We start from the raw sequence: 26,996 nt of genomic DNA, 5'->3' as shown, positions 1-26,996 counted from the left end.
CCGCGACATCTCAGCCATGCGGCCGCATAACCACCTTGATGCAACCATCCTGCTTGTCTCGGAAGGTCTTGTAGAGGTCCGGCCCGGCTTCGAGCTCGGCTCTGTGGGTGATGACGAAAGACGGGTCGATCTCGCCATTCTGGACCTTGGCCAGAAGTGGTTCGAGATAGCGCTGGGTATGGGTTTGGCCCATTCGGAAGGTCAGCCCCTTGTTCATCGCGGCGCCGAACGGGATGTGATCGACCAGGCCGATATAGACGCCGGGAACCGAGATGGTGCCGCCCTTGCGGCAGCAATAGATCGCCTCTCGCAGCACATGCGGCCGATCGGTGCCGAGATAGACGGCGGCCTTCACCTTGTCGAGCATGGCGTCGGCGCTGGCGCCGGGGTCGGATTCAGTGCCGACGCAGTCGATGCAGCGATCCGGGCCGCGGCCGTCGGTCATCGCCATCAGTGCGTCGTAGATATTGGAATTGCTGAAGTCGAGCGTCTCGGCTTTGCCGTGTTCACGCGCCATGGCCAGCCGCTCCGGCACCTTGTCGATGGCGATGACGCGGCCGGCGCCGAGCATCCACGCGCTCTGGATGGCGAATTGGCCAACCGGGCCGCAACCCCATATCGCGACCGTATCGCCCGGCTCGATGCCGGCGTTCTCTGCCGCCATGTAGCCGGTCGGGAAGATGTCGGAGAGAAACAGCACCTGTTCATCTTCCATTCCCTCCGGCACCTTGATCGGACCGACATCGGCGAACGGAACCCGCAGATATTCCGCTTGTCCGCCCCAATAGCCGCCGACAAGATGCGAATATCCGAAAAGGCCGGCCGGCGATTGACCCATCGCTTCGGCGGCCTGTTTTGCGTTGGGATTCGAGCGGTCGCAAAGCGAAAACAGCCCGTTCTGGCAAAACCAGCACTCGCCGCAGGAAATGTTGAACGGCACCACCACCCGGTCACCCTTCTTGAATTTCGAATGGCCCTGACCAACCTCCACCACTTCGCCCATCGTCTCGTGGCCAAGCACGTCGCCCGATTTCATCGTCGGCATGTAACCGTTCATCAGGTGGAGGTCGGAGCCGCATATGGCGCAGCAGGTAACCTTGATGATCACGTCGCGGTCATCCTCGATGACGGGATCGGCCACTTGGTCGCAGCGTATGTCGCCTTTGCCGTGCCATGTAAGGGCTTTCACGATGTTGCTCCTGAGTTTCGAGGGCGCGTTTCAACGCGCGTTTCTCGTGCGTGGCGCCGAAGATGCCGCCGGTCAGTCCTGGGACGCCGAGCCCGGCGCAGCCATCTCGCGGTGCTGTTCGGCCAGCGTACCCGCTGGCGTGACATGCGCAGCGGCGACCTGCAGCTTGTTCTTCCAGCCGCTGACCACCTGTTCTTCGCCAGTCATCATCGCTTCGTAGCCGGCCTTGGCAACGTCGGCCGGATTGTCCTTCTCGTCGGTGCCGACCTTGGTGTCCATCATCTCGGCGCGTTCGAAGAAGCGTGTCTGCGTGGCGCCGGGCATCAACACGGTCACCGTGACGCCGGTGTCCTGCAATTCGTGACGCAAGGCGATCGCGAAGGAATCGATGAATGCCTTGGTGCCGTTGTAGACGGCTTGGAAAGTCCCGGGCATGAAACCGGCGATCGACCCGGTGAAAAGAATGCGCCCGCGCCCGCGGCGAGCCATCTTGGCGCCGAGTTCATGCGCGAGATACACCGTTCCGGTGATATTGGTGTCGATGATGCGCCGGATCTTCCCCCAGTCCTGGTCGACGAAGCCATTGCCGAGCCCGCGTCCAGCGTTGAGAAACAGCAGGTCGATGTCACGCTCGCCAATTCGGGAGATCAGCCGATCCACGCCTTCGACGGTCGCGAGATCGGCCTCGACGGCTTCGACTGCGATATTATGTGAGCCGAGTGCCTCGGCGGCCTGCTGGATTGCCGGTTCATCAGCCGCAACGACAAGATTGTAGCCATCCTTCGCGCAGAGTTTCGCAAGTTCCTTGCCTATGCCGCTCGAGGCGCCGGTGACCACTGCGAGTTTTGCATCCGTCATGATTTCCTCCGTCGTGCCGGCCGAACCAGCAGAGGAGATGATTGTTCCGTGGATCGGTATCGTCCGGTCGGCGCCTGTCGGGAGTCTGACTTCTGCTCTTGGCCGGGCGATGGATTTTCGGAATTCGGGCGGGAACAACCGGATGGTCCCGCAGTTCGGCGCGTGCAGGAGGAACATGATGCAACATGCCGATAAGATCGCGCTCCGGCGTGTGAAAATGCTGGTCGAGCAATATGTGCTGACCAGGAGCAGGCGATATGATTTCGTGTCGACGGAGTTGGCTTGCAGGGCCATTCGTGAGGTGATGCGCAGCCCGATCGAAGATGCCGAACTGGATCGCATGTTGGCCAGAAGCGCGGCCAGGCAGGGGCTTTCGGTGCGATTCGATCGGATGGAAGCTTGGCAGGCTGCTTCGCCATCTCCCACCGAAGGAGTATCGATATGAGAGCCGTGTTGCTGATGCTGGCACTGGTCTGTCTGGCCGGGTGCAACAATCCCGATCCCGACAAATCCAAAGCGGATACGAACAGTCAGCCGGTCGACAAAAACCCCACAACCGACACGAACCCCACCCCACAAACCACCACCGGCGGAGATCAGCAAGGCACCCAACCGGCCCAGCCGGCATCCCCTAAGCCGGCTGGCGGCTAGCTACCGGCCTGGCCCACCAGACTGGGACCGCCATAGAGCAGTTCATCGTCTGCGGAAACGGCTAACCACTCTGTGTTGTTGTTTTTGCGCAATTCCTAAGGGAAAGCGCACCGCGCTTTTCCCGGAAAGCCGTACACACTTTTCCTGGATTGCTTTAGTGGCGCGCCGAGCTTCTCGTTCTGGGTTCCCTGGCAACAATTCTGACGGGTACCGATTTGACGGCGGGGACGTGAGCCTTCTTGGCCCGGTGCCACAGAGGAACCAGGGGATTGAGTTCCGGATAATAACCGGCGCAGTTGCCTTCGGGCACGGAGTAGGGGGTGATGCGCAAACCTCGAACCCGCCGCTCCACGCCATCATCAGCATGGGTTTCCAGATCGATTTCCTGCCCGGCGCTCAATCCGAACCGCTGAATGTCGGCCTCGTTCATCAACAGGACCATGCGTGTGCCGTGTATGCCGCGCAGTCTGTCATTGTACCCATAGACGGTGGTATTGAACTGGTCATTGGAGCGCACCGTTATCAGCGTCAGCACATTGTGACCCGAAACAGCGATGTCCGGGTCTGTTTCAAGCGTCGTCGGCAGCTTGAAATTGGCTTTCTTGTTCGGCGTCTCCCAGACCCGTTTCGAGGCCTTGATATCGCGGTGAAAGCCTCCCGGCGTCAGGAACCGCTTGTTGAACTCACGAAAATGCTGCGGGTAACAACGCTCGATCTCATCGCGGATAAGGGAATAGTCGGCGACCCATTTATCCCACGGGATCGAACTCACCCCCGATACGGTGGCCTTGGCCAGTTCCGCCACGATCTTCGGTTCGGAAAGCAGATGCGGTGAAGCCGGCGGACGCGAACCGAAGGAGCCGTGGATACAGGCGGTGGAGTCCTCCATTGAAACGGTCTGGTCACCGCTCGCCTGATGGTCCCTTTCCAGCCGCGACAGGCAGGGCAGCAGATAGGTCACCGCCCCTGGCAGGAGATGGCTGCGGTTGAGCTTGGTGGCGACTTCGACATGCAGCCCAAGCCGACGCCATGCTTTCTCGATCAGGCCGGTTTCGGGAACGGCGCGAACGAAATTGCCGCCGAGCCCGATGAAGCCGTTCACCGAGCCGGCGATGACGCCCTCGCAGGCCTCGACCGTGTCGAGACCCTTCTCGCGTGGCGGCTCGAAATCATAGAACCGGGCGAACTTGTCGAGCGGGACGAGCTCGGGCTTTTCGGATATGCCGACAGTGCGCTGGCCCTGGACATTGGAATGGCCACGCAGCGGTGAAATGCCGGCGCCGGGCTTTCCCATGTTGCCGCGCATGAGCAGCAGGTTGCATAGCATCTGGACGTTCTCGGTACCGTGCCGGTGCTGTGTCAAACCCATGCCGTAATTGCCGATCACCGCATTGGAGCGGCTGTAGACCTCGGCAACATGTTCGAGATCCGCCTGCGCTATTCCCGAGCGCCTGACGACTTCGTCCCACCTGGCTGCCCGCAAGTAAGCCTCGAATTCGGCAAAACCATCCGTGTGCTCGGCAATGAAATCGACGTCGAGGACGCGCGGATTCCCGTGTTCCCGTGCCGCGTCGTCGAGCGCCAGCACCGCCTTGGCGATGCCCGTCATGGCGGCGATATCGCCGCCGCTGCGGACCTGGAAGAAGTCGCTGGACATCTTCGTGCCGAGCCCCGGCGACAGCATCTCAAGGGGATCTTGCGGATTCTTGAAGCGCTTCAGCCCCCTTTCCGGCAAGGGATTGAAGGTGAACACCGGCACCCCGCGTTGACGAGCCTCTTGCAGCGGATGCAGCAGCCGCGGCGCCGTCACCCCGGTGTTGTGGCCAAAAAAGAACATCATGTCGCACTGGGAGAAGTCCTCGAGCTGCACGGTTCCAACCGGCGAGCCGATCGATTCGGGCAGCCCGACCGAGGTCGATTCGTGGCACATGTTGGAAGAATCGGGCAGGTTCGATGAGCCATAGATACGCGCAAAGAGCTGATACATGAACGAAGCCTCCAACGAGGCCCGGCCGGATGTGTAGAAGACGACCGATTTCGGATCGAGCCGCCGAAGCTCCATCCCGATCTCGAGGAACGCGTCATCCCAGGAAACCGGTTCATAGCGGTCGGTTACGGCATTGTAGCGCAGGGGATCCGTAAGCCTGCCCTGTTTTTCGAGGTCACGATCCGGCCAGTCGAGCAGTTCGGTGACCGTATGTCGTGCGAAGAAATCGGGGCCGCAACGCAGCTTCGTCTGATCCCACATGGTCGCCTTCGCGCCATTTTCGCAGAACTCGAAGGGCCGCGGATCGGCCGGCTTGGCCCATGAACAGGAAACGCACATGTAGCCATCGGCCTTGTTCTGCTTGAGCAGCGTGCTCCATATGCCCGACATCAGCAGGCCTTCGCCGTATGCCTTGCGGACCAATGACCTCAGGGATCCCCATCCGCCCGTGGGATGGTTGTATTTTTTTGTTTCGATACGGTCGGTTACGGCAGGTTTCATCGAGATCGTCCTTGAAGAACCAATACCGAACCTCGCCCGTCACCGATTGTTCCCGCGGCTCCGTGCAGGGTTGGCGTCGAATCTTGCGTGTCGAAGCCGACGCGACCGAGGAGCGATCGCGGCTGGTTGTGGAACTATTTTCGTGATCGGCTGTTCGGCTTGGGAAGGGAGCCTGGCAATGGTGCGACGCAATGCAGTGCTTTCGCTCGTGATAGCCGCCATCATCATCATCGGCTTCCTCATAGGATTTCTCTATGCCGACATGGGCTGGCATACCTCGCCACTGAAGCGGGCGCCTGAACAGAACCGGGGCGGTAACGCGCCGACGGATACTTCGCCAGCCGCGGGTGTCCGGAAAAATCCCCAGGAAAACACCGAAATGCCGGGGCAGCAGTAGCGACCTCGAACGGAATCCCGCGCGAAAGGATGTCATGCTGTCAGATCCTACCGTGCTGATCTTGATGTATTTCCTGCTGCCGGTCTGGTTGGCCGCCGGATTTGCCGACTGGATCTGCCATCGCGCCTCTCACATCGAATCGACGACAGGCGCCAAGGAGTCGTTGATCCACCTTCTGATGTTCGCCGAGGTCGGAATACCTTTGCTGGCCGCCATGTTTCTTGACGTGAATGCTCTCATCATTCTCATCATGATCGTCACCTTCTTCGTCCACGAGGCGACAGCGATGTGGGACGTCAGCTACGCCACCACCGCCCGCACCGTCACGCCGATCGAGCAGCACGTTCACAGCTTCCTGGAGATGATCCCGCTGATGGGGCTGGTCAGCGTCATTTCCCTCCACTGGGGACAGTTCCTCGCCTTGTTCGGGGCGGGGACGGAAACCGCGCGCTTCGAACTTGTCTGGAAATCGGAGCAGCTGCCGGTGACCTACATTGCCTGCGTGATGGCCGTGATCCTGATTTTCGAACTGCTTCCCTATCTGGAAGAGCTCGTCAGGGGATTGCGGGCCAATGCCGGGAAACTGATCCCGTCGAAGGCCAGGCGAGGGGATCCGGGCCAGACGACATTGCGTTGACGTGATCGCGCAGCGACACTCCTCCGGCCACTGGCATCGGAATCCAGCCGGTCTGCAATGCCAGGATCGTTGTGCGGAACATTTCTGTCGGGCGAGCCATTGAGAGAGCGGGCATGGCAGCGATGGGGAGTGCGACGATGGGATTTCTATCCGACCTCGACAAGAAATTGACGGACAATGTCTACGAACATGGCAGCCAGCTCACCGATTCCGCCGCGGATCTCCCGCAGACGGTCGGCGAAATTGTCGAACGGCTGATGCCTTTCGTCCAACCTGAGGCGCGCGAGACGGTCAAGGCTCAGATTCTGGGCCTGATCCACGAGTACAAAGCCGAGCGCACCCGGAGCGCCGCCGAGCAGGATCATCCAGACTGAACTACCCGTTCTGGTCTATCGCGTGAGGCGCCGGCTGGCTGCCGCCCCCGCTGCCCGATGTATCGCGACCGAACCATATCCAAGCCGCGACAAGCACAAACACCACGATGGCTATCCAGGCAATGAGACGGGGCATTGAGGGATCCTTCCCTGCCAGTCGATCATTTGGGGGCGCGACGATCAGGATGGAAATCGAACCGCCCCGCCGCCTCCTCGTTAATCCGGCTACCGATCCTTTGTTCCGCTCGCGCTGGTCCCTGCCTCGGTTGACGGGGAGGGCGGGCGCGCTAGATCAAAACTTGCGCCGAACATGGTTCTCGTTGGTGGGGGAGGTCATTCGTGTGGCGGATCCAACGCCGGATCTAATTCTTAGCGGTCGTCGCCTTGGCCGCAACAGCGCATGCCTGCTGTTGCTCATGGCCATGTCGACCGCGTGCTCGTCCTCGGACCAGATCGAACAGCAATCCCGAACTGCCGCCTCGACGGCGCAGACCGTATCAATGACGCTTGATGCCTGGGCGGCGGGAGCTGCCCCTTCCAAATATGCTTCGGGCACGCTGCAATCGGCCGGCACGACACTGGCCGATATCGACGCGAAGATCCGATCGGCCACTACGGCTGAACCTGCCGAGCAGGCTGCGTTGGCGGAGGCGGTCAAGGACCTGTCGATCGCGGTGAACCGCGCCCAGGCGGGAGTGCAAGCGGACCGCCGCCCGCAAGTGCAGGAGGCTCAGGAAGATATTCGGACGGCCACGCGCTCCCTGGCCGCCGCTTACTTCAGATATTTCGCGCCGAAGCCATGAAGAAGCTCCTGGAAATATCGCTGGGCATCGTCACCAGTGTTGGCGGCTTCCTGGAAGTCGGATCGATGGCGACGGCAGCCCAGGCAGGTGCGACCTTCGGGTTTCAGCTGATCTGGGCGGTGGTTCTCGGCACCATCTGCATCATTTTTCTGGTCGAGATGGCCGGCCGGTTTGCCGCCGTGAGCCATCACACGATCTCTGACGGGATCCGGGAACGATTTGGCTTCAACGTTTCGCTATGGCCATTGCTTGCCGCCCTGCTGGTCAATTTCATGGTGCTGTCCGCCGAGATCGGTGGTGTTGCCATCGCGCTCGAACTTGCCACCGGCATTGGCTTCCAATGGTGGGCTTTACCCGTGGCTTTGATGGCATGGCTGTTGCTGTGGAAAGGCACGTTCGGGCTGATCGAGAAAGGCGTGTCGATACTCGGCCTCGTGACGCTGTGCTTCGTGGTCGCAGCGGTGATGCTGAAGCCCGATTGGACAGCTGTCGCGTCCGGCGCGGTGCCTACACTGCCGACCCATGATGCGGCGAGTTACTGGTTCATGGCGGTCAGCATCCTTGGCGCTTCGATATCGCCTTACCTGTTCATGTTCTATTCCTCGGGGGCGATCGAGGACCAGTGGGACAGAAGCTATCTCGGAACCAATCGGGCCATCGCCGGACTGGGCATGGCCTTTGGCGGCACCATTTCGATCGGCGTCTTGATGGTGGCCGCGCTCGTGCTTGCAACGCACGGCATCGATCAGGTCGACGACTATCATCAATTACCGTTGATGCTGATCCCGATATTCGGCTTCTGGGGGTTCGTCCTGTTCGTTGCCTCGCTCGCCATCGCTTGCTTCGGCGCCGCACTCGAGGTTGGGCTGCAACAGGCTTATCTGGTGGCGCAAGGGTTTGGATGGAACTGGGGCGAAAACCTCAAGCCACGCGACGATCCTGGCTTCAGTGCCGTCTACACGGTATCATTGTTTCTGGCCGCCATCCCCATCATGCTTGGGCTCGATCCGCTGAAGCTCACCATTTTTTCCATGGCGCTGACCGCCGCCAGCCTGCCGCTGACGGTAATTCCTTTCCTTTTCCTGCTGAACGACAAGCGCTATGTCGGCGAGCACCGCAACGGCATTGTCTCGAATGCCGCGGTGATCTTCATCATCGGGCTTGGTTTCGTGCTCGCCGTGGTGACCATTCCCCTGCAGATATTCGGAGGCACGTGATGGATTTGCTGCGCGACATCCTCGACAAGCAGATCGTCGACCGCGAGCAGGTCAAGATCGGCAAGATCGACGGGCTGGTGGCGGAGTTGCGGCCGGGCAAGCCGCCGAGGATCATCGCGGTCGAGCTCGGCTCCGTCACCTTGGCGCGTCGCCTGGGCGTACGGCCAGGGCGTTGGATGACGCAACTCGCGGCAGCGTGGGGCGGCAAACGCCATCGCAAGCCGCACCGGATCGCCTGGAAGAAGGTCCAGGACATAGGCGTCGACATCCAGTTCGATATCGATGTGCGCGAAACCTCGATCTTCGCCTGGCAGGACTGGCTGCGCGACCATGTCATCGGACGCATTCCGGGAGCTTGATGATGTCCACCGTCAACCTCGAGCATCTGGCCGGACGACGCGTTCTCTCGCGGCAAGACGAAAGCATCGGCTATATCGAGGAGATACGAGCCGAACCGGCCGGCGACGACTTCGTCGTTACCGAATTCCATGTCGGTATCTACGCCGCTTTCGAGCGTCTCTCGGCCTCGACCATCGGTACGGCGGTGCTGGATTTCTTCCGGCTGCGCCGTCGCGACGGCCTGTACCGTATTCCCTGGGACAAGCTCGACATCTCCGATCCTGCACGGCCGCGGCTGCTGTGTTCGACAACGGAACTTTCCGGCATGAAGGGCGCCCCCGAATTTCATCCACGAGCGAGGCAGGATCGATGACGACCCAGGCGGACGGCCGCGCGAAAGTGCTCGAACTCAGCCAAGGGTTGTCTGCTGCTGTCTGCACTCAGGATGATGCGCCTTACCGCAGCAGGCTGGCTGCCAGGAACACCGCGGCCGCTATCAGCACGACGGCCGCAATCACCATTAGCGGCCAGTTGCTGCGGGGCTGCAGTTCGGGCTCGTTCTTCACCGGCCGCATCGCGTTGGCGAAGCTGGCATCGTTTTCGAATTTTGGCCGGAGAGAACGCTGCGGACCTGCTTCAGTGACCGGGTTCTGCGTGTCCGCCGCCTCGGCGTCGGTCTCGAACGGGGCAACTGCAGGATCGAATCCGGGCGTTTTGTCCCGTGTGGCTCCGGCCTGAACTTCTCCCCTGGCTGCGGCAGGTGTGGAATTTGAAATCTTGGCCATGAACTCTCCTCGGAACCCAATTCGGCAAGTTCGCTCGGTCGACAGATTGACGCTCATGGGTCGCATTTAAAATCAAATCTCGCAGCCGCCGATTTGTTCCGCGCCGCGGTCCCGATGTTGAAGGTCTCCTGGCCGGCTGTGGGGTCTGTCCGAAGGCGCTTGCAGCGCATCGCACGGCGCCGGAACAAAGCCCATCCTGGCTTGTTAGGGCGCATCGTAAGTTCGCGCATCGACAAGGACAAAGCCAATGAAAACGCGACACCTTCTTGCCTCGCTCGCCGCTGCTTCCATGCTTATCGCAATGCCTGCTTTGGCTGCTGCCGACAGCGCCCAGGATTTCGTCGACAAGGCCGCCGTCGGCGGCAAGTTCGAAGTCGACTCAAGCAAGATTGCCCAGGACAAGGCCCAGGATCAAAGCATCAAGAATTTCGCGCAGACGATGATCCGGGACCACGGCGCGGCCAACGCCAAGCTGGAAACAATTGCCGGCGAACAGAAGTTGAAGATGCCGACGGCGCTCGATGCGCAGCATCAGGCCGATCTGGATAAGCTCCAGAACGCACAGCCGCCAATCGATCCGGCCTATGTGGACATGCAGCGCAAGGCGCACGCCGATGCCGTCAATCTGTTTGAAAGCTACGCCCGCGACGGCGACAACGCGGCCCTCAAGACGTTCGCCCAGCAGACGGTCGATACGTTGAAGATGCATCGGCAGATGATCGAAAAGATCGCCGCCGGCCAGGACTCCATCACGGGAGCGACAACGCCCGCTGTGAAAACCACGAACACGCCCAATGCCGCGGCCCTGGTGCCCGGCGCAAACAGTTTCACCGAGACCCAGGCAAAGAGCCGCATCGAGGATGCCGGCTATTCCAATGTGTCGAAGCTTGCCAAGGACGATCAAGGCATCTGGCGCGGCCAGGCGACCAAGTCAGGCCAAAGTGTCGCCGTCGGGCTCGACTATCAGGGCAACGTCGTCGCCGACAGCAAATGAGCCCGATCAGGAGATATCAAAATGAAAACCGTAACTGCACTGTTCGACAACTATGACGACGCAGCCGACGCGGTCGGCGAACTGGAAGCGTCCGGAGTGCCACATTCCGATATCAGCATCATCGCCAACAACTCGGATGGCTGGTACGAGAGAGATCGTTCCGAAGCCGCTGAAGATGCCGCGAGCGGTGCAGGGATAGGGGCCGTGGTCGGTGGCGCCGGCGGTTTGCTGACAGGGTTGGGCGTCATGGCCGTTCCGGGCGTCGGACCTGTGGTTGCGGCCGGATGGCTTGCCGCTACCGCCACCGGGGCGGTTGCCGGCGCGGTGGCTGGTGGTGCGGCGGGCGGTATCATTGGCGCTCTGACGGATTCGGGCGTTTCCGAAAACGATGCAAATGTCTATGCAGAGGGCGTACGTCGTGGCGGTACGCTGGTGACGGCCAAGGTGGACGATGGGCTTGTTCCGGAAGCCGAGGACATTCTGGGTCAGTCCAGCTCGGTTGACGTGATGGAACGCCGTAGGGCTTACGAGGCGGATGGCTGGACCGGCTTTGACGTCAACGCGGGCGACTATGTCCCTGAGCGCGACGGCGGCAGGGCAATAAACCGGCCCTGAAGAACAAGCCTGCCAGGGCGGCGGGGCACTTTGCAGCCAGGCCGGCGTGGGTGCCTCGCCCGAAATTTGATCTTCGGGACATGTGCGAGGGATGTTTGGACCGCTGATCGAGTTTGCTGTGGGCCACAGTAGCTACAATCAATCCTTGTCCTGATGATAGAGCCGATCGGTGGCTCGATCGCTTTCTCTGCGTTCTGCGGGACCGCGGCGACGTCGGGTGACAATGACGTAGGCCAGCAACACGAGCAGCAACAATGGCCCGCCGGCGACGACGATCAACCACATGACGCTTTCAAACATGGGACGTCTCCTTTCCCTCACAACCGGCAAGGAGAAGAACCGTTCCGCGCGTGGACGACGGCGCCCGGATCAATCTGCCTTCAATTACCGGCCACGTTCGTAGGTTCCGACGAGTTCTGCCTGCTCCAGCAAATGTTTTTGCGCCTCCTGCCAGATACGCTCCACGCCCGTGCTTGCGGGGATAGCAAGGTTCGGCGTGTCGAGCGCCGCCAGCCGGAAGTGGTAGTGATGGACACCGTGGCCCGCAGGCGGTTCAGGGCCGTCGTAATAGGCGTTGCCGAAATCGTTCCGCGCTTGCCTGAGGGCCTGTGGACCCGGTCTGCCGCTTTCCGCTTCGGGCAACTCCTGCACCTCCGGCGAAATGTTGAACACCCCCCAATGGCCGAACATTCCGCTCGGCGCGTCGGGATCCTGGACGACAAGGACGAGGCTCTTTGTGCCGTCCGGTACCCCGGCCCACTTCAGAGGCGGAGATACGTTCTTGCCGTCACGAGTATAGGCTTCGGGGATCTCTCCGCCGTCGGCAAAGGCGGGGCTGCTGAGCGTCAGGGGCATGGTTCGCACTCCTTTGGGGGAACATTCGATCGCATCACCGCCGCCTCGCAAAGCGTGCTGGAATTGTTTGCGGCCATCGAATTGCTTGCGAGCACGTTCCGGCGCGGCTAAGCGCGCTGCGGCTCGAAAGGATTCTAAGATCCCGTCATAAGCGGCTTGAGGACGAATATGGCCAAGAGGCCAATAAAAAACACGGCGGCGATCACGACACCCCAGGTGATGAGCTTTCCGGTACCGCGTTGCTCTTCCTCGCGAGACAGGTCTTCCGGCATTGCGCGGATCCTCCTGTAAGGTTCGGTGATTTTAACAACCTGTTTTGTCGAGGTCCCGGCAGCCAAATCCAGAGCAGGACCCGCAGTTCAACTCGAATGCACCCCGCTCTGGACAGGAAGGCTGCCGGGCGCTTAGCGCCGGGCTGCCCCGCGGCTAAGCGGCTTTCTCAAGAGCCCGCTCATTGACCCCGCCTTCGCCTAAGCCTGTAAGCGCTTCATCGGTTGCCACTTCCTCTTTGAGCGTCTCGTTGAGGAGCTTGACCGCGTCGCTCTTGCCAAGCTGTTCAGCCCACGCGATCAACGTGCCGTAGCGTGCGATTTCATAGTGCTCGACCGCCTGTGCCGCTCCGACCAGTCCTGCATCCAATGCTGGGTCGCCCTTATAGTCGTCGAGAATCTCCGAACCCTCTTCGAGAATGCCGTCGATTGCCGGACAGGTCTTGCCGCGGGCTGGCTTGTCCATCAGGTCGAACACCTGTTCGAGGCGGTCGACCTGGCCTTCGGTTTCCACGCGATGTTTCTCGAACGCCGCCGCGACCTCCTCGGACTCGGCACCCTTGGCCATCTTGGGCAGCGCCTTTAGTATTTTCTTTTCGGCGTAATAAATATCCTTCAGCCCGTCGAGGAACAGGGCTTCCAGCCCTTTCGTCGCCGCCTTCTTCGCAGTCGCCATGTTTTCGTCTCCCTAAGGTTGTCATGAAAGCTCCACCACCGGTGTAGCTTTCCATAACCTTGAACACGGGCCGTTGTTCCCGCCGGATCGAGACAAAGACAAGGACGGCCGTATCTCACACGATCGCACTGTCCCAGCTGACATAGTGCGCATCGCTTGACGCTGGCTGCGGTCCAGCTACCTCTCACCAGCCGGCTGGAGAGAGTGCGTAGCGGGTTTTCGACCTTCTAGTCTAGGTTCGGCCCGCACGCGTGCTGGCGGCCTTCTGCGCTGCTTTCTTTCTTCCGGCAGCACCCTTGGTGCGGACCGCCTTGCGTGCGGCGGCGGACCGGCCTGCAGTGCCCTTCGTCTCCGAGGCTTTCTTGGCTGCGGCCGAGCGCTCCTCGGCCGTCCGGCGCGACGCCGCCTGCTTGGTCTGTCTTGAAAGCGCCTCATGGGATGCCGTGTTCTTCGGCTCGTGCTCGAGAACCTCGGAAACGGCCTTCGAGACCTTGGGGCTGCGTTTTGGCTTACGTTCGCCCTGGCCAACTTCATAGGCGTATTCGGCGCTCTTGCGGGTGCTCTCCTTGACGCTTCGTTTCTTGGGCGGAGGCAGGTCGATGCCTGCGCGGCGCGCCTCCGAAAGACCGATGGCGATCGCCTGCTTGGTCGAGCGCGCGCCGTGCTTGCCGCGACGGACCTTCTCGATCTCGTCATGCACGAATTCGCCGGCCTGCGTGGTGGGCGATTTGCCTTCGCGCTTGTCTTTTTTCGCTTTCTCGATGGTTCTCTTATCCGGCATCGCTTTCTCCTTGTTGGATATAGCGCGACAGATGGCGGTGCGACGTCGCGACCTCCAGAAAACCCAACGCATCGATGGCGCGAATGATCCGGAGGAAAAGAGACTTTCTCCGGCGAGGATCTACGGGCCGGCCGGACGCCACGAGAGCGCCGACGTCGTCGTGAGGCAGAGCGCTGCGAATACAATCGCAGTATTTGCCGCATGGGAATATTCCCATTGCTGCCTGAGCGCTTCCCAGTTTGCAGGAACTATCGTCCAGTTCTGCGTCGCCTGGTTGGCAGGCAGCGTCCAGACAACGAAGATCGCGAGCATGATCGCGAAACACAGCGCCGCAAGCAGGGCGAGCCAAAAGGGCCAAGCCTGTGAGCGCACGGAGATCGCCAACAATGCGTTCACGATCAGCGCGGCAGGCCAGAGCAACCCGAGGATCGCCCATCCGTAATAGATACCTTGGACGGTGAAATATTCCGGCTGCGGCAGAGATATCTTGTTGGGAAGAGCGGCGAGATGGGCCCCTGCCGGGATGAGCGCGAGGGCCGAAATGACAATGGCGAGAAATTGCAGAACCCTGACTGTCATGGAAACTTCTCCGCGGAATGATTTTTAACGCGCCGACGACCCAATCGATCTGGCTCTCTGATGAGGCGATGGCGTTGGCGCCGGCGTCACGCGGGCAGTTGGCGCAGGAACCATTGAATCGCGAGGTCCGCGACTTTTTCCAGCGCGCCGGGCTCCTCGAACAGGTGCGTCGCCGCCGGAACGATGGCGAGCTCCTTTTCACACCGCAGCGCCGCGAACGCCGAACGGTTGAGCGCGATCACCTGCGTGTCTGCGCCGCCGACCACGAGCAGCGTTGGTGCCCGGACGCGGGGCAGGGCAGGTGCCGCAAGATCCGGACGCCCGCCGCGCGAGACGACGGCGGCCGCCCGATCCGGACGTTCGGCCGCAGCTATCAGCGCCGCGGCAGCCCCTGTGCTCGCGCCGAAATAACCGACGCGCAGCGCCGACGTTTCCTCGGACATGTGCAGCCAGTCGGTAACCTGAACCAGTCGATCGGCGAGCAAGCGGATGTCGAACCGCAACTCGGCGGTAATCTGGTCGATACGTTCCTCTTCGGTCGTCAACAGGTCGATGAGCAACGTGGCGAGTTCCGCCTCGTTCAACCGTCCGGCCACATAGCGGTTGCGCGGGCTGTGCCGGCTGCTGCCGCTGCCGTGAGCGAAGAGGACGAGCCCACGGGCTTCCTGCGGCAGCGACAGGTTGCCCGCGAGCATTGCGCCGCCGGCGGGAACCTGCACGGCCTTCTCGTTTGTCTTCAGGACTGAGACCATGGCGATCTCCATCTCAACTGGATCGGTCCCTAAACCCCGAACGGATAGGTCTCCGCGAGCTCGCCGGCGTCCCATTGCGAGCTGCGCTCCAGCGGCTCAACCGCCCGCGTCTCGTCGAAATGCAGCAGCATGTCGAATTGCGCGGCAAGGTCGGCATGGAAGTAGTGGCTGGCCCGTTCGGTCTCAGGCCGGTAGATGACGCCGATCGCGCGCTCCAGGAGCCGTCGCGGCAGGGCTTCGCCGTCGCCGCGCAGATCCAGCTGGAAGCGATCAGCCGGGACTGCATGCAGCAGCGCCTCATAGCTGCGCGCTAGGGCAGGCCGGACAACCTTGCGCTCCGCCGGGCCGTCCCAGTTCGATGCCGCCGTCACCGTTCCTTGATACGTCGTGAAGCCGACGAGAAAGGCGTCGCGCTGATGCTTTTCGCGGATAAGCTGTCCGAGGTTGATCTCGCCATGCAGGCTCCTGTCTGTCGCCCTGGCGTCGCCGAGATGGGAGTTATGCGCCCAAACCACGATCTTCGGCGATCGCCCGAGCCGGCCGAGATGAGCGGTGAGAGCGTCGAACGTCTCGGCCATGTGCCGATCACGCAGGTTCCAGGTCGATTCGGGCGCCAGGAACATGGCGCGATAATAGGCCTCCGCATTCTTCACCAGGCGGGCGTTTTGCTGCGCCGCGAAGAGTTCGTCCGCGATGGCGCCTTCGCGTGGCTCGCCCTTCGCCGGGCGCCGCTTCAGCATCTCGACCAGCTGTGCGACCACAGCCTCCTGGCAAGATTTGTCGACCTCATTGCCGGCTATGAAGCCATAAGCCTGCGGGTCAGGGCCGAAATGATCGAAACAGGCATAGCGGCGACGCGCGATCTCCGCCGCGGCCGGGTCGGCCTTTTCGAGATAGCGCAGCACCGCCTTCATCGCGCCATGCAGGGCATAGAGGTCGAGCCCATAGAACCCGACTTTCGGATTGCCCTTGCCGGGCGCTTCATTGTGCCGGCGCAGCCATTCGACAAAATCGACGACGACCCTGTTCCGCCACATCCAGGTGGGGAAGCGTCGGAAATCGGCGAGCGCCTCTTCGGCGTCGATATCCCCGCCTGTTCCCTGAACATAGCGGTTGACCCGGTATGTGTCGGGCCAGTCGGCTTCGACAGCGACGGCGGCAAAACCCTGCTCCTCGATCAGCCGCCGCGTGATCCGCGCGCGCTCCTCATAGAATTCGTGTGTGCCGTGCGAAGCTTCACCGAGCAACACAAAGCGCGCCTCGCCGATCGCCGCCAAGAGCTCGTCGTAGTCTCGCGCGTCTCCGGAGAGCCGAACGACGTGCTTGTGCAATCGGTTTGCCGTATTCTGCGGCGCATCGCGGCCGGACGGTGCGGTTGGTCGCCCCGCCTTGGCGAGAAGGGCGCGGACCTCGTCGTCGCTGGTTTGGGAGAAGTCTTCATACCAGCGCCCGACGCCGATGAGCGGCTGCGGCGTCGTCGCACAGACGACCTCGTCTGCCTCGCTCTCCATCGCCTCGCACGTGTCGGGACTGCCGACCGGAACGGCCGCAACTATACGGGCAGGCCGCTTTTCGCGCAGCGCCCTGACCGCCGCGCGCATGGTCGACCCAGTGGCGAGCCCATCGTCCACGAGAATGACGATTCGTTCCTCCACAAGGAGCGGTACCCGCTCGCCGCGATAGAGGTGCTCGCGGCGTAAAAGCTCCCTCTCCTCGCTGGCAGTGACCGCATCGATGACGTGGGCCGGCACAGCGAGGCCTTCCACGATCTCGTCGTTCAGGACGCGTACGCCGGAGGTCGCGATTGCGCCCATGGCCAACTCTTCGTAACCGGGAACGCCGAGCTTGCGCACGACGAAAACGTCGAGCGGTGCCTTCAATGCCTGTGCGACTTCGTAGGCGACAGGCACGCCGCCGCGCGGCAGCGCCAGCACGGTGACATCATCGCGCGCTGCGAAGTGGCCGAGCTTATCAGCGAGAACGCGTCCTGCCTCGCTACGATCCGAAAAGACAATAGTCATGATCTCAAGCCCAATATTTGCGCCGCGCCCACCCTTTGGGGTCCCGCTGCAAGGCTTTGATTGGCCGAGGCCACACGGGGCGGCAAGGCGTGGCGCAGGCACATCATTGGCGTGTTCGTCGCCAAGAGTTCGAGCGGCGGGCATTCCCAAGTCATCCACCACTGCGCCGATGCTCGGAAACGGCCTAATCCCCCAAGGGTTCCGTGTCGCTCCGGTGCGGCTAGTCCGGATCGCTCCAAAAGCGTTGCCTTTGTTTCCGGAGGGAACAAAGCGGCCTGCCGGAGATTGGGGCACGCAGGAGGAGTTTCCAATGGACAAGGAAGAACTCATAAAGCGACGAGCCTACGAGATCTGGGAGCGCGAAGGCCGCCCGCCGGGCCGAGAGCAGGAGCATTGGGACCAGGCCGTGCAGGAAATAGAGGCGGAAGGATCGGAAGCCGAGCGCGGTCCGGTGGTGCCCAATCCGACCATCGGCAGCGGGTCGGAGCCTCGAAGCTCCTGAAGCGACGTCACTTGCCGCCAAGGAGGAAAAATGCGTCGACCGACTGTTCATTCCGTCGACGCATTCGAGATGGCGTCTCGGTCAACGTCCGAGCAGCGCCCTGAGCCTGGCGAAGATATTGAAACCTTCGCCCATGGCGGCGCGCACGCGAACGGCGACCCACCCGGCTTTCATGGTCGCACCGACGTGGCAATCGCAGACGATGTTGTGCAACTGCCAGTTGGACAGTTCGAAAAAGCGCTTTGCCTCGCCATAGGTGTCGCCTTCCAGACCCTGCGCCCGCAGTATCGGATCTTCGAACGCGACGCTGATGGGGGATTGCACGCAGTAGGCGTTTTCGCGCATGTCGGGGCTCATATATTCGGTGCCCGGAAGCGCTCCGAGGCGCCGTTCAGGATGACGCTCAAGAAGACTTGCCCAGCGCTCCAGGCGTTGGTTCCGCGTCATTGTCGGGCACACCGTATCAACTTCCGCGATTGCGTGTAGTTGTTCGAGTGTATGGGACTTCATGGTCAGCTCCTGTTGATCCAGGTTCCTCCCGCTTCAAGGTGAGTCGCGAGATCACGACAGCGCGCTCGCCGTCGCCGCGCTCCGAACTCTTTGTTGTCGCTGAAGTTCCATCATTTTGAGAATTTGAAGGCCGGTGCGGCGGCAACTCGGCAAACCCCGGGGCCGTTGCGCCACCTCGGTCGGTGCTGGGTCAGCCCCTTCCAACTCCACGCTCCTGGCCCCGACCGCCTTTCGGCGCAGGAGTGTCGGTGTTCAATGCTGGAGATCGTCGGGCGGGTCCTCCAGGCTCCTGCTGGGGTGAATTTCGTTCGAGAGGGGGATATCCATCGTGCAGATCACCTCGGCATCGGTGAAGCGCAGCGAGCCAGCTCCGCCGATCTCGTAGGGCACCACCTTTTCGATCAGCTCGGATCCGAAGCCGCGTCGCGCAGGTATTGCTGCCGGACCATGCAGGTCCTCGATCCAGCGGATCTTCAGCTCCTGTCTGGCGGGCGTGCCATCCACTTTCCAGCTTACGCTGATTGATTTGTCGGCTGCCGACAGCGCGCCATATTTCATCGAGTTGGTGGCGAGTTCGTGGAAAGCCAGGCCCAAGGTCTCCGCCGCCTTTCCGGACAAGGAAATATCCGGGCCATCTATGGTGAACTGATCTTCGGTCCGGCCGCCTTGGGACGCAAGCTCGTCAAGGACAAGCATGTCAAGCTGCACGGTGGCCGAGGCCGATCGCATCAGCACATTGAGCGTGCGTGCGAGCGCATTGATGCGGCCCTCGAGGTGAAAGGCATAGTCCTCGACATTGTCGCTGTTTTCAACCGAGCGGCGAGCGATCGAACGGACAATGCTCAACGTGTTGCGAACGCGGTGCTGCAATTCGGCGGCAAATGCCTTCGTCACCTGGAGGCGGTCGCGTGTGACCTGGAGTTCGGCTTCGAGCCGGGCGATATGATCGTCACGTTCGTCCATCTGTTCATCGACATGGCTGAGCCGCATCGACGCGGAAGCATCGCGTTCTTCGGCGGACAGACCTTGCGGACGGGAGGGTGTACCCGCGACGTCCTTCTTGCGAGGTCTTTTTCCAGCCACCTGTCAGTCTTTCAACCGTTCCTCGATGATGCGCGGTGCCAGGCGCATCGTCTCGTCAACCTTTGGCTCGCGTTCACGCAAGCAGGATTGGCTTTCGTGCCGCCGCGCGCGGTTTTCAGCCGGCGGCGATGACACCGTCGAGCCGGCAGGAGCATTAATGCCGCCCCTGTCGGCGGAAATATGGAAGGCGATCGCAGCGGCCAACTCCCCAGCGATGTCATTGAGGTAGACCCCAGCAGATCGATCGTACCTGCCGAACCGCCGATCAAATCGCGCTTGGCCATCGCTCGCTACCGCTTCCGGTCACGCCGAACCGGCAGAAGCCGGCCAGGTTCCCTATGATGTTTCATTTTTGCGCTCCACTCGATGAGGCCGTGCCTGATCATGCAAAAGGCTCCCTGACGTCCAACAGATGAAGGTAATCAGGATTGAAAAAGGCCGCCGCCTCCAGTTTCGCCAGGTTCTTGATCGTTACAGTGCCGTTGTTGAACGAAATGAGGCCGTCGCGCCTGAGATCCTGAAGCGTACGGTTGATGTGCACGTTCGAAAGACCGAGCGTATCGCCCAGGGTCGCCTGGGTTACCGGTAGGGGATAGCTCTTGCCGGCCGTTTCACCAATTGCGTGAAGCCTGTGGAACAGCTCGCAAAAAAGGTGAGCCATCCGCTCATAAGCAGTCCGCTGGCCGATGTTGACGACCCATTCGCGGGTGATCGCCTCGTCGAGCAGCGTGGTCCACCAGAGCGCACGCGTAAGATTGGGATAGCTGTTGGTGAAGCCGAGGATGGCGCTCTGCGGGATCGCCGCAACCTTGGAGCGGCTGAGAGCACCGATCGAGTGGTCCATGCGCCGCAGCAGGAACACGTGAAGATCGCAAAGGTCGCCCGGCACCAAATAGGCAAGGATCTGTCGCCGACCGTCTTCGAGAATCTTGTAGCGGCAGGCAAATCCTTCGAGCAGCAGGTTGACCCCGCCTGTCCGGTCGCCCCTTTGGATGACGTCATCGCCGGCGGCGAATTCGGCGACCTTTGTTGTCGCGCTCTCGATGGCGTCGCATTCTTCCACGGACAGGACCGTGAAATTGGACAGCTTGCGGATAAGCGGGTGCCGCGCGGTCTTCGCTCTCAGGCCAACCGCCGGCTCGCTTCTCTCGTTCATCGCGTATCGTGTGCCGTCGCGGCAACGAACTCGACAATGCTGCCGAATTCCAGAGGCTTTTCAAATCGCCTGATCCCGCCGAGCTCTGCTGGAATGGCCGTCTGATCATAGCCGGTGGCGAAGGCGATCGGAACGCCTTTCGCCAACGACTCGCGGGCAATCTCGAATGTCTGCTCGCCGCGCAAGTTGATATCGAGAATCGCAAAATCGCATTGACCGCTGTTCAGCAATTCGATTGCGGGCTCGACCGTGGCGACCGGGCCGAGCACTGTCGCCCCTTGTGTGACCAGAGCCTTACGCAGGTCATCGGCGAGAAAATATTCGTCTTCCACGATCAAAACGCGAATCCCGCCCAGAAAGGCTGATTTCGCCGCTTCCCCGTCCATGGTGCAAGCACTCTCCCTTTGCGGCGGCCATCACTTGGGACACTACACCGCAACCCGCTGCACTCCCAGTTATATTTCCACCGATGCAGCGGAGGTGAACTCCAAAGCCACCGCCAGCCCCTATTCCTGAATCGACATCTTTTTCGTCTGCCGTTTTAACAATTGTGATGGCAGGTTTCGGTGTCCGTCAACACAGTGAGAAAAACGGGGAAATAAGGAGGAGGAACCGATGCCTGTGATCGATATGACCTCGAAGGAACTGATCCGGGCCATCGATCACTACATCAATTCCCGCAGAAATCTCGAATGGCCAATTTCCACGGCGCAGGCGGTGTCAGCCATCCGTTACGAACTGCCAGAATGCACTCTCTCCGACAAAGAACTGGCGGACATTGTTGCCAGCTCAGCAATTCAAAAGCATCGCAACATCGCATTTGACCTGCAGTCGTAGCCATGCTCATGCATGTCGCCCAAAACGCCTCGGTTTGGAACAAAGACATGCATGAAAACAGAAACCTGACACACGTCGCCCGCCTCGACGCGTGCCGGGGCGGGCGCTTTGGAACATGCGGTCATTGAAGGACCTGGACGATTTTCCGGGTTTCCGGGTCGACCAGAACTGTTCGATTGTCGACCACGACGTAGCGGTATTTCACATCGGGAACTTCATGAAGTTCGACCGTATCAGGCACGGTGGATCCGACATTGAGTTCCACACCGGGCAGCTGGACCGAGGCCAGCGGCTGCTTCTTCACATACTCCTTGATAACGGTTTCTTGCTCCGGCTGGATGACCACATCTTGCGCCGCGGCCGCTCCGGCCCCCGCAAGAAACAGGATGCCCACTGCCGTTCCCAGTAGATATTTTTCCACTTCTGTCTCCATCAGATGTTGCGCAGGGCGCCGAGCCGACGACGCCACCGGCATTTCGGCAGGTGCGCCCCATGCGCCGAACTTCGCAAAATGCCGGCAGTTCCATCCGCTCCGGAATATATTAGTCTGCGGTGGAACAATCGCGGGGCGGCAAAGTTTTGCCGCGAAGGGACTGCCATCCTAGGAGACCTCCCATGAGAACCACTCTGATAACCAGCATGCTAGCGCTTACCCTCGGATGTGGGGCGGCAATCGCGCAGACCCAGCAGCAGTCGGGCGAAGCGGCCCAATCGGGTGGGGCAGACACTTGCGCAGCCGGCTCGGCCGATTGCCAGAAGGGCGGCAGCACCGAGCAGCAGACGCAAGGCAAGGCCGGGATGAAGACCGACGAGCAGGCGCAAGGCAAAGCCGGAGCGAAGACCGATGAGCAGGCGCAAGGCAAGGCGGGCGTAAAGACCGACGAGCAGGCGCAAGGTAAGGCCGGCATGAAGACCGATGAGCAGGCGCAAGGCAAGGCCGGCATGAAGACCGACGAGCAGGCGCAAGGCAAGGCCGGCATGAAGACCGACGAGCAGGCGCAAGGCAAAGCCGGAGCGAAGACCGACGAGCAGGCGCAAGGCAAGGCGGGCGTGAAGACCGATCAGCAGGCGCAAGGCAAGCCCCGCATGAAGACCGACGAGCAGGCGCAGGGCAAGGCCGGTACGACTACCGGTCAGCAAGCGCAGGGCAAGGCCGGTACGACGACCGACCAGCAGGCGCAGGGCAAGGCCGGTACGACTACCGATCAGCAAGCGCAGGGCAAGGCCGGTACGACTACCGACCAGAGTTCAACCGCTTCAATCAACAATATATCCGTCGAGCAGAAGACCGAAATCACCAACGTCATCCGCGAGACGAAGGTGGAACCGGTCTCGAACCTCGACGTGGACATTTCGGTCGGCGTGAAAGTGCCGAAGCAGAAGGTGCGGCTGCATCGACTTCCGCACCGGATCGTCGAAATCGTTCCTGCCTATGAGAGCTATGAATATTTCCTCCTGGCCGATGGCAGGATTGTTATTGTCGATCCGAACTCATATGAGATCGTCGCTATCCTGAGTTAGGAACCGAGCCGACTAACAAAAGCCCGCTCTCCATCGAAAGCGGGCTTTTGCGGCGCCTTCGGGCTCGAAAAATGTCAGTCGTGCGTCCCCTATTCACTCCGCTGCCATGTCGGGTGCCCGGCTTCGTACCGGGCCTAGCGCGTCGGCGTTCTGCACCAGTGCGCGCATGTAGCCCAATGCGAAGGCCTTGCCGGCGTGCCATGGCGCGTCGCAGGCCATCTCAGGCGTGTGATCGGGTATCATGACGCCTTGATAATTCTCGTCGCGCAGAATGCGCACGATCTCGGCCATGTCGATGTCGCCGTCGTCGACGAAGGTTTCGTGATATTTCGGCACTTTGCCCCGCACATTGCGGAAATGGATATAGCCGATGCGGCCACGCCGCGCGAAACGGCGCACATGGCTATAGATCTCCTCGGTCTGCGGCATCTCCTGCAGCGAGCCGAGGCAGAGCTCCAGCCCGTTGGCGGGCGAGTCGACGATATCCATCAGCCGATCATACTTCTGCGGCCGGTTGACGAGGCGCGCCGTGCCGCGCAGCGCCTCGGCGGGTGGATCGTCCGGATGCGCAGCCATCACGACGCCGGCCTCTTCGGCCACCGGTACGATTTCGCGCAGAAAGACGCCAAGCCGTTCCCACAGTTCTTCTTGCGAGACCCTGACAGGCGCGGCGCCGGCTCGGCCCGGCCGGTAGCGCATATTCCAGACCACTCCGTCGGGCAGCGGCAGGTCGGGATCGATATTGGACAAATCGAGCCCCACGGACATGGCGTCGCCGCGCGCGAATGGCCCGCGCTGCCAGCCCCACACGCCCGCGATCGAGAAGTTGTAGCCTATGCAGGGAATGCCGGCCCGGCCGGCGTCACGCACCAGGCGCTTGAGGCCGTCGAGCTGCCTCGACCGATCGGGGCCGCCGAGCAGCACGTCGGACCAGAAGCGCGGCGACAGGTTTTCGATGCCGGCGATCTCCAGGCCGTTGTCGCGTACGGTTTTCACCAGTCCGGTGAAATCCTCGTAGCTCCACAATCCATCCGTTGAACAATCGCCCCAGCCATCCGTTTCGGTGCCGGCCGACAGCGAGGGATCGCGGCCGCGAAAATAGTTGGTCAGATGCGCAACGACATGCGTTGCGCCGGCCTGCCGGGCAAAGCGGAAATTCTCCGGCGTCAGCGAATCGCGATAGAGGCCAAGTCCGATCTTCATCCGCGTTACCCTACTTGACGCCGATGCCGGCGGTGAGGCCGCCATCGATCTTGTAGTCAGCGCCGGTGCAGAAGCCGGCTTTCGATGAACACAGGAAAGCGATGAGCTCCGCCACTTCCTCCGGCTCGCCGATGCGGCCGAGCGGATGGGCGGCGCCGAAGCGTCTGTAGGCTTCTTCGACATCGGCGTCGCTTCCATTGTCGCCACGCGCTGCCTTCTCGAGGATTGGCGTGCGGATCGAGCCCGGGCTGACCGAATTGACCCGGATGCCGGCCGCGGCATAGTCGAGCGCCAGCGAACGCGTCAGCGTGTGGATGGCGCCCTTGGTCGTGGCATAGGCGGCGACGTTCTGCTGGCAGGCGAACCCCTGCACCGAGGCGACATTGACGATGGCACCGCCGCCTCGGCGGATCATTTCGGGAATGCCGAAATGCGCGGTCAGGTAGATCGACCCGACATTGACCGTCATCGCCCGGTTCCAGGTTTCCCAGTCGGTGGTGGTCGCCGTGCCGTAGGGGTGGACCGCCGCCGAATTGACGATGATGTCGATGCCGCCGAACCTCGCGACGCCCGCTGCGACCGCGTCGCGCACCTGGTCGGAAACGGAGACATCCACCGTTTGCACCAGCGCATTCGCTCCGGCCTTGGCGAGGCTCTCCTGCATGGCGGCATTGGCCGCCCGGTCGATGCCGCAGGCGATGATCGCAGCGCCGCCTTGCGCCAGGCGACTCGCAGTGGCGAGCGCGATGCCGGTCGTGCCGGTGATCAGCGCCACCTTGTTCTCAAAATCAGACATGATGCAAATCCTTGGAAGATGCCGGACCCGGATGCACCGGGTTTGCCGCCGACATACGGGCGTTTTCGAGGTCGTCGGGAACGAAGCGCAAGCCAAAATCGAGATGCCGGCTCATCAGGTAGCAGTAGGCAATGCGGTCGCGCGCGCGCAGCGCCGCGATGATCTCGCCATGCGCGTGGCGTGTTTCGCTCAGCACCGGCCGGATGGATTTGCCGACGGTCATGATGTGCAGGATGACCGGCGACAGGAACTGATAAGTCTGCACCAGCATGCGGTTGCCGGCGAGCTTCATCAGCGCCAGATGGAAATCGAAATCGCGTTGCGCGGCTTCCTGGACATCCTTGCTGGTCTCGATCAGGCCATTGACCTCGTCCAGGGCTTCAAGTTCGGCGGCGCTGGCATTGAGGATGATGTGGTCGCCGACGCTCACTTCGATGATGCGGCGAAATCCTTGTATGTCGTGAAAGGACGTTTTCGATATGTCCATTTGCGCGGCGAAAAAATTCTGGATCGCGACATTCTGGCGATCGGCGAGCACCGCGCCGACGCGCGGCTTGGGATCGATCAGCCCATAGGTTCGGATGGTGCGCAGCGCCTCGCGTATCGTGTTGCGGCTGGCGCCGAACAGTTCGCCAAGCTCCCGTTCGGTGGGCAGCACATCGCCGATGGACATGGCGCGATTGCGGATGAGGTCGAGGATCTGCCGCACGGTCTGGTCGACGGCGGAACTGCTGATCCCGGCTTCGTCTGCCGCCTCCATCGAATCGTGGCTCGCCTGTTCCACCGCAGAACTCCTTGCTATTTGTTGGACCACCCTAGGGCTCGATCCACAGGAAATCAACTGTATGGCGAAGGAAAGGTTCTGTTGACAGGCTTGTGGTCCGACAATATGGTCGCCGCCAACCCTGAGGAGGCTTCATGGAACAGTGCTGGCGCTGGTATGGTCCCGATGATCCGGTGACGCTTGAACATGTCAGGCAGGCCGGCGCCACCGGCGTTGTCTCCGCGTTGCACCAGATCTATGACGGCCGCGCCTGGCCTGAGGCCGATGTGCTCGAGCGCAAGCGGATCATCGAGGCGGCTGGCCTGAAATGGTCGGTCGTCGAGAGTATTCCGGTGCACAATTCCTTCAAGATCGGCGCGCCCGAGCGCGAGCGCTATGCCGGCTACTACCGCGACAGCATCCGGGCGCTCGCCAAGGCCGGCATCGAGACTATCTGCTACAATTTCATGCCGGTGGTGGACTGGACCCGCACCGACCTAATGTATCGCCTGCCGACAACCGGCTATGCGCTGCGCTTCGATGCGATCGATTTCGCGGCCTACGATCTTTTCGTGCTGCAGCGCAAGAACGGTGCGGCAAGCTATACGCCGGCGCGTATCGCCGAGGCCGAGAAGCGGCTGAAGATGCTGACGCCAGAGCAGATCGACCGGATCGAGCGCAACCTCATTGCCGGCCTGCCGGCGACCGAACGCAGCTATAACAGGGACAGTTTTCGCGAAGCCCTGGCTGAGTACGATTCGATCGGGCCGAAGGAGTTGCGCGACAACCTCGCCTGGTTCCTGCGCGAGATCATTCCGGCGGCCGAAGAGGAGGGGGTGCGCATGTGCATCCATCCCGACGACCCGCCATTCTCGCTCTACGGCCTGCCGCGCGTGGTTTCGACGGCACAGGACGCGCGTTTCATCCTCAACGCCGTCGACAGTCCCGCCAATGGACTGACCTTCTGCACCGGCTCCTATGGCACGCGCGCCGACAACGACATCGTCGCCATGGTCAAGGAATTCGCCGACCGCATCCATTTCGTCCACCTGCGCAACATCACCATCGAAGAGGACGGCTCGTTCTATGAAGCCGAGCATCTCGAAGGCGGCACCGACATGGCGCACGTCATCCTGGCTCTGATGCAGGAAGAAAAGCGTCGTCGCGAGCAAGGCCGGGCCGACTGGCAAATCCCGATGCGGCCGGACCATGGGCATCTGCTTGCCGACGACATCGGCAAGAAAAAGATCAACCCCGGCTATTCGCTTATCGGACGGCTCAAGGGGTTGGCTGAACTGCGCGGCATCATGCGCGCCGTGGAGCGTTTCGATCTGGCTTGAACCCT

Annotated in this window: 34 protein-coding genes; 13 read left to right on the top strand and 21 right to left on the bottom strand. The window is 61.5% G+C overall.

What is annotated here, in order from left to right; genetic code table 11:
* Nucleotides 1–10: 10 nt before the first annotated feature.
* The 3 genes from FJ867_RS26880 to FJ867_RS26860 all read right to left on the bottom strand — a co-directional run bounded on the left by FJ867_RS26880 (nt 11) and on the right by FJ867_RS26860 (nt 5,186).
* Entirely contained in the window at nt 11–1,189 is a 1,179-nt protein-coding gene (locus tag FJ867_RS26880; protein ID WP_140497428.1) for a zinc-dependent alcohol dehydrogenase, read from the bottom strand.
* Between the two features lie 72 nt (nt 1,190–1,261).
* Nucleotides 1,262–2,047 (bottom strand): SDR family NAD(P)-dependent oxidoreductase, encoded by a 786-nt coding sequence (locus FJ867_RS26875; RefSeq protein ID WP_140497430.1) that lies wholly within the window; start codon nt 2,045–2,047, stop codon nt 1,262–1,264.
* A gap of 805 nt (nt 2,048–2,852) precedes the next feature.
* On the bottom strand, nt 2,853–5,186 hold the full coding sequence (locus FJ867_RS26860) for an FdhF/YdeP family oxidoreductase (RefSeq protein WP_140819027.1): 2,334 nt from the start codon (nt 5,184–5,186) through the stop codon (nt 2,853–2,855).
* Between the two features lie 178 nt (nt 5,187–5,364).
* Here FJ867_RS26860 and FJ867_RS26855 point away from each other — a divergent pair, with 178 nt between their 5' ends.
* The 7 genes from FJ867_RS26855 (at nt 5,365) to FJ867_RS26825 (ending at nt 9,326) form a co-directional block, all read left to right on the top strand.
* Nucleotides 5,365–5,583 carry a hypothetical protein gene (locus FJ867_RS26855; RefSeq protein ID WP_140497436.1) on the top strand — a complete coding sequence of 73 codons (219 nt, stop codon included), beginning with the start codon at nt 5,365–5,367 and terminating at the stop codon, nt 5,581–5,583.
* Between the two features lie 34 nt (nt 5,584–5,617).
* Nucleotides 5,618–6,220: a diguanylate cyclase gene (locus tag FJ867_RS26850; protein WP_140525123.1), complete on the top strand. Its 603-nt coding sequence runs from the start codon at nt 5,618–5,620 to the stop codon at nt 6,218–6,220.
* A 137-nt stretch (nt 6,221–6,357) separates the two neighbouring features.
* A complete protein-coding gene (locus tag FJ867_RS26845) occupies nt 6,358–6,594 on the top strand; it encodes a hypothetical protein (RefSeq protein WP_140497440.1) in 237 nt (78 codons plus the stop codon).
* Between the two features lie 341 nt (nt 6,595–6,935).
* Nucleotides 6,936–7,397: a hypothetical protein gene (locus FJ867_RS26840; protein WP_140819025.1), complete on the top strand. Its 462-nt coding sequence runs from the start codon at nt 6,936–6,938 to the stop codon at nt 7,395–7,397.
* Nucleotides 7,394–8,614 carry an Nramp family divalent metal transporter gene (locus tag FJ867_RS26835; protein WP_140515217.1) on the top strand — a complete coding sequence of 407 codons (1,221 nt, stop codon included), beginning with the start codon at nt 7,394–7,396 and terminating at the stop codon, nt 8,612–8,614. Before FJ867_RS26840 ends, FJ867_RS26835 begins: the two co-directional genes overlap by 4 nt.
* Nucleotides 8,614–8,973 (top strand): hypothetical protein, encoded by a 360-nt coding sequence (locus FJ867_RS26830; protein ID WP_140515218.1) that lies wholly within the window; start codon nt 8,614–8,616, stop codon nt 8,971–8,973. The genes FJ867_RS26835 and FJ867_RS26830 overlap by 1 nt, the downstream gene beginning before the upstream one ends.
* Nucleotides 8,974–8,975: 2 nt before the next feature.
* On the top strand, nt 8,976–9,326 hold the full coding sequence (locus tag FJ867_RS26825) for a hypothetical protein (protein WP_140819024.1): 351 nt from the start codon (nt 8,976–8,978) through the stop codon (nt 9,324–9,326).
* Nucleotides 9,327–9,408: 82 nt separating this feature from the next.
* Here FJ867_RS26825 and FJ867_RS26820 read toward each other — a convergent pair whose 3' ends face one another.
* Nucleotides 9,409–9,738: a hypothetical protein gene (locus FJ867_RS26820; protein ID WP_140819023.1), complete on the bottom strand. Its 330-nt coding sequence runs from the start codon at nt 9,736–9,738 to the stop codon at nt 9,409–9,411.
* A gap of 247 nt (nt 9,739–9,985) precedes the next feature.
* Between FJ867_RS26820 and FJ867_RS26815 the strand changes: the two genes are divergently transcribed.
* Nucleotides 9,986–10,732: a DUF4142 domain-containing protein gene (locus tag FJ867_RS26815; protein WP_140525119.1), complete on the top strand. Its 747-nt coding sequence runs from the start codon at nt 9,986–9,988 to the stop codon at nt 10,730–10,732.
* Between the two features lie 21 nt (nt 10,733–10,753).
* Nucleotides 10,754–11,347, top strand: coding sequence for a general stress protein (locus FJ867_RS26810; RefSeq protein ID WP_140497452.1), 594 nt, complete (start codon nt 10,754–10,756; stop codon nt 11,345–11,347).
* Between the two features lie 138 nt (nt 11,348–11,485).
* Here the strand turns inward: FJ867_RS26810 and FJ867_RS26805 are convergent, their stop codons facing one another.
* The 8 genes from FJ867_RS26805 to FJ867_RS26775 all read right to left on the bottom strand — a co-directional run bounded on the left by FJ867_RS26805 (nt 11,486) and on the right by FJ867_RS26775 (nt 17,280).
* The gene (locus tag FJ867_RS26805) at nt 11,486–11,647 is read right to left on the bottom strand and encodes a hypothetical protein (RefSeq protein WP_140497454.1); all 162 of its coding nucleotides are present in this window, start codon (nt 11,645–11,647) and stop codon (nt 11,486–11,488) included.
* Nucleotides 11,648–11,731: 84 nt separating this feature from the next.
* A complete protein-coding gene (locus tag FJ867_RS26800) occupies nt 11,732–12,202 on the bottom strand; it encodes a YbhB/YbcL family Raf kinase inhibitor-like protein (RefSeq protein WP_140497456.1) in 471 nt (156 codons plus the stop codon).
* A 134-nt stretch (nt 12,203–12,336) separates the two neighbouring features.
* Nucleotides 12,337–12,474 (bottom strand): hypothetical protein, encoded by a 138-nt coding sequence (locus tag FJ867_RS28845; protein WP_181167175.1) that lies wholly within the window; start codon nt 12,472–12,474, stop codon nt 12,337–12,339.
* 154 nt (nt 12,475–12,628) lie between these two features.
* Nucleotides 12,629–13,147, bottom strand: a complete 519-nt coding sequence (locus FJ867_RS26795) for a ferritin-like domain-containing protein (protein WP_140497458.1) — start codon at nt 13,145–13,147, stop codon at nt 12,629–12,631.
* Between the two features lie 232 nt (nt 13,148–13,379).
* Nucleotides 13,380–13,928, bottom strand: a complete 549-nt coding sequence (locus FJ867_RS26790; RefSeq protein ID WP_140763653.1) for a DUF6496 domain-containing protein — start codon at nt 13,926–13,928, stop codon at nt 13,380–13,382.
* A 120-nt stretch (nt 13,929–14,048) separates the two neighbouring features.
* The gene (locus FJ867_RS26785) at nt 14,049–14,507 is read right to left on the bottom strand and encodes a DUF1772 domain-containing protein (RefSeq protein ID WP_140561658.1); all 459 of its coding nucleotides are present in this window, start codon (nt 14,505–14,507) and stop codon (nt 14,049–14,051) included.
* Between the two features lie 86 nt (nt 14,508–14,593).
* Nucleotides 14,594–15,259: a dienelactone hydrolase family protein gene (locus tag FJ867_RS26780; RefSeq protein ID WP_140561656.1), complete on the bottom strand. Its 666-nt coding sequence runs from the start codon at nt 15,257–15,259 to the stop codon at nt 14,594–14,596.
* 29 nt (nt 15,260–15,288) lie between these two features.
* The gene (locus tag FJ867_RS26775; protein WP_246675113.1) at nt 15,289–17,280 is read right to left on the bottom strand and encodes an erythromycin esterase family protein; all 1,992 of its coding nucleotides are present in this window, start codon (nt 17,278–17,280) and stop codon (nt 15,289–15,291) included.
* Nucleotides 17,281–17,590: 310 nt separating this feature from the next.
* Between FJ867_RS26775 and FJ867_RS26770 the strand changes: the two genes are divergently transcribed.
* Nucleotides 17,591–17,782, top strand: a complete 192-nt coding sequence (locus FJ867_RS26770) for a DUF2934 domain-containing protein (RefSeq protein WP_140819021.1) — start codon at nt 17,591–17,593, stop codon at nt 17,780–17,782.
* Between the two features lie 81 nt (nt 17,783–17,863).
* Here FJ867_RS26770 and FJ867_RS26765 read toward each other — a convergent pair whose 3' ends face one another.
* From FJ867_RS26765 to FJ867_RS26745, 5 genes are all read right to left on the bottom strand, one after another.
* The gene (locus FJ867_RS26765; protein WP_140515225.1) at nt 17,864–18,292 is read right to left on the bottom strand and encodes a hypothetical protein; all 429 of its coding nucleotides are present in this window, start codon (nt 18,290–18,292) and stop codon (nt 17,864–17,866) included.
* Between the two features lie 252 nt (nt 18,293–18,544).
* The gene (locus FJ867_RS26760) at nt 18,545–19,375 is read right to left on the bottom strand and encodes a sensor histidine kinase (RefSeq protein WP_140819019.1); all 831 of its coding nucleotides are present in this window, start codon (nt 19,373–19,375) and stop codon (nt 18,545–18,547) included.
* Nucleotides 19,376–19,378: 3 nt separating this feature from the next.
* Nucleotides 19,379–19,579, bottom strand: coding sequence for a hypothetical protein (locus tag FJ867_RS26755; protein ID WP_140819017.1), 201 nt, complete (start codon nt 19,577–19,579; stop codon nt 19,379–19,381).
* 178 nt (nt 19,580–19,757) lie between these two features.
* The gene (locus FJ867_RS26750) at nt 19,758–20,531 is read right to left on the bottom strand and encodes a Crp/Fnr family transcriptional regulator (protein WP_140497473.1); all 774 of its coding nucleotides are present in this window, start codon (nt 20,529–20,531) and stop codon (nt 19,758–19,760) included.
* Nucleotides 20,528–20,917 (bottom strand): response regulator, encoded by a 390-nt coding sequence (locus FJ867_RS26745; RefSeq protein WP_140655479.1) that lies wholly within the window; start codon nt 20,915–20,917, stop codon nt 20,528–20,530. The genes FJ867_RS26750 and FJ867_RS26745 overlap by 4 nt, the downstream gene beginning before the upstream one ends.
* A 229-nt stretch (nt 20,918–21,146) precedes the next feature.
* Here FJ867_RS26745 and FJ867_RS26740 point away from each other — a divergent pair, with 229 nt between their 5' ends.
* Nucleotides 21,147–21,368 carry a hypothetical protein gene (locus tag FJ867_RS26740; protein WP_140497477.1) on the top strand — a complete coding sequence of 74 codons (222 nt, stop codon included), beginning with the start codon at nt 21,147–21,149 and terminating at the stop codon, nt 21,366–21,368.
* A gap of 121 nt (nt 21,369–21,489) precedes the next feature.
* On the opposite strand, the gene FJ867_RS26735 is transcribed toward FJ867_RS26740, so the two are convergent.
* A complete protein-coding gene (locus tag FJ867_RS26735; RefSeq protein WP_224519082.1) occupies nt 21,490–21,789 on the bottom strand; it encodes a DUF1236 domain-containing protein in 300 nt (99 codons plus the stop codon).
* A 194-nt stretch (nt 21,790–21,983) separates the two neighbouring features.
* Here FJ867_RS26735 and FJ867_RS26730 point away from each other — a divergent pair, with 194 nt between their 5' ends.
* Nucleotides 21,984–22,889, top strand: a complete 906-nt coding sequence (locus FJ867_RS26730; RefSeq protein ID WP_140819015.1) for a DUF1236 domain-containing protein — start codon at nt 21,984–21,986, stop codon at nt 22,887–22,889.
* A 93-nt stretch (nt 22,890–22,982) separates the two neighbouring features.
* On the opposite strand, the gene FJ867_RS26725 is transcribed toward FJ867_RS26730, so the two are convergent.
* Genes FJ867_RS26725 through FJ867_RS26715 form a run of 3 tightly spaced genes read right to left on the bottom strand, consistent with a single transcriptional unit; the run spans nt 22,983 to nt 25,672 of the window.
* Nucleotides 22,983–24,092, bottom strand: a complete 1,110-nt coding sequence (locus FJ867_RS26725) for a mannonate dehydratase (RefSeq protein WP_140515229.1) — start codon at nt 24,090–24,092, stop codon at nt 22,983–22,985.
* 10 nt (nt 24,093–24,102) lie between these two features.
* Nucleotides 24,103–24,888 carry an SDR family oxidoreductase gene (locus FJ867_RS26720; protein WP_140564405.1) on the bottom strand — a complete coding sequence of 262 codons (786 nt, stop codon included), beginning with the start codon at nt 24,886–24,888 and terminating at the stop codon, nt 24,103–24,105.
* Nucleotides 24,881–25,672, bottom strand: a complete 792-nt coding sequence (locus tag FJ867_RS26715; protein ID WP_224671760.1) for a FadR/GntR family transcriptional regulator — start codon at nt 25,670–25,672, stop codon at nt 24,881–24,883. Before FJ867_RS26715 ends, FJ867_RS26720 begins: the two co-directional genes overlap by 8 nt.
* 134 nt (nt 25,673–25,806) lie before the next feature.
* On the opposite strand from FJ867_RS26715, the gene uxuA reads away from it, so the two are divergent.
* Entirely contained in the window at nt 25,807–26,991 is a 1,185-nt protein-coding gene (uxuA, locus tag FJ867_RS26710) for a mannonate dehydratase (protein ID WP_140525113.1), read from the top strand.
* Nucleotides 26,992–26,996: the final 5 nt, after the last annotated feature.

The organism is Mesorhizobium sp. B2-5-3, assembly GCF_006441005.1.
Lineage (GTDB): Bacteria > Pseudomonadota > Alphaproteobacteria > Rhizobiales > Rhizobiaceae > Mesorhizobium.
The sequence above is the reverse complement of the archived record's forward strand: the minus strand, read 5'-3'. Positions and strand labels throughout refer to the sequence as shown.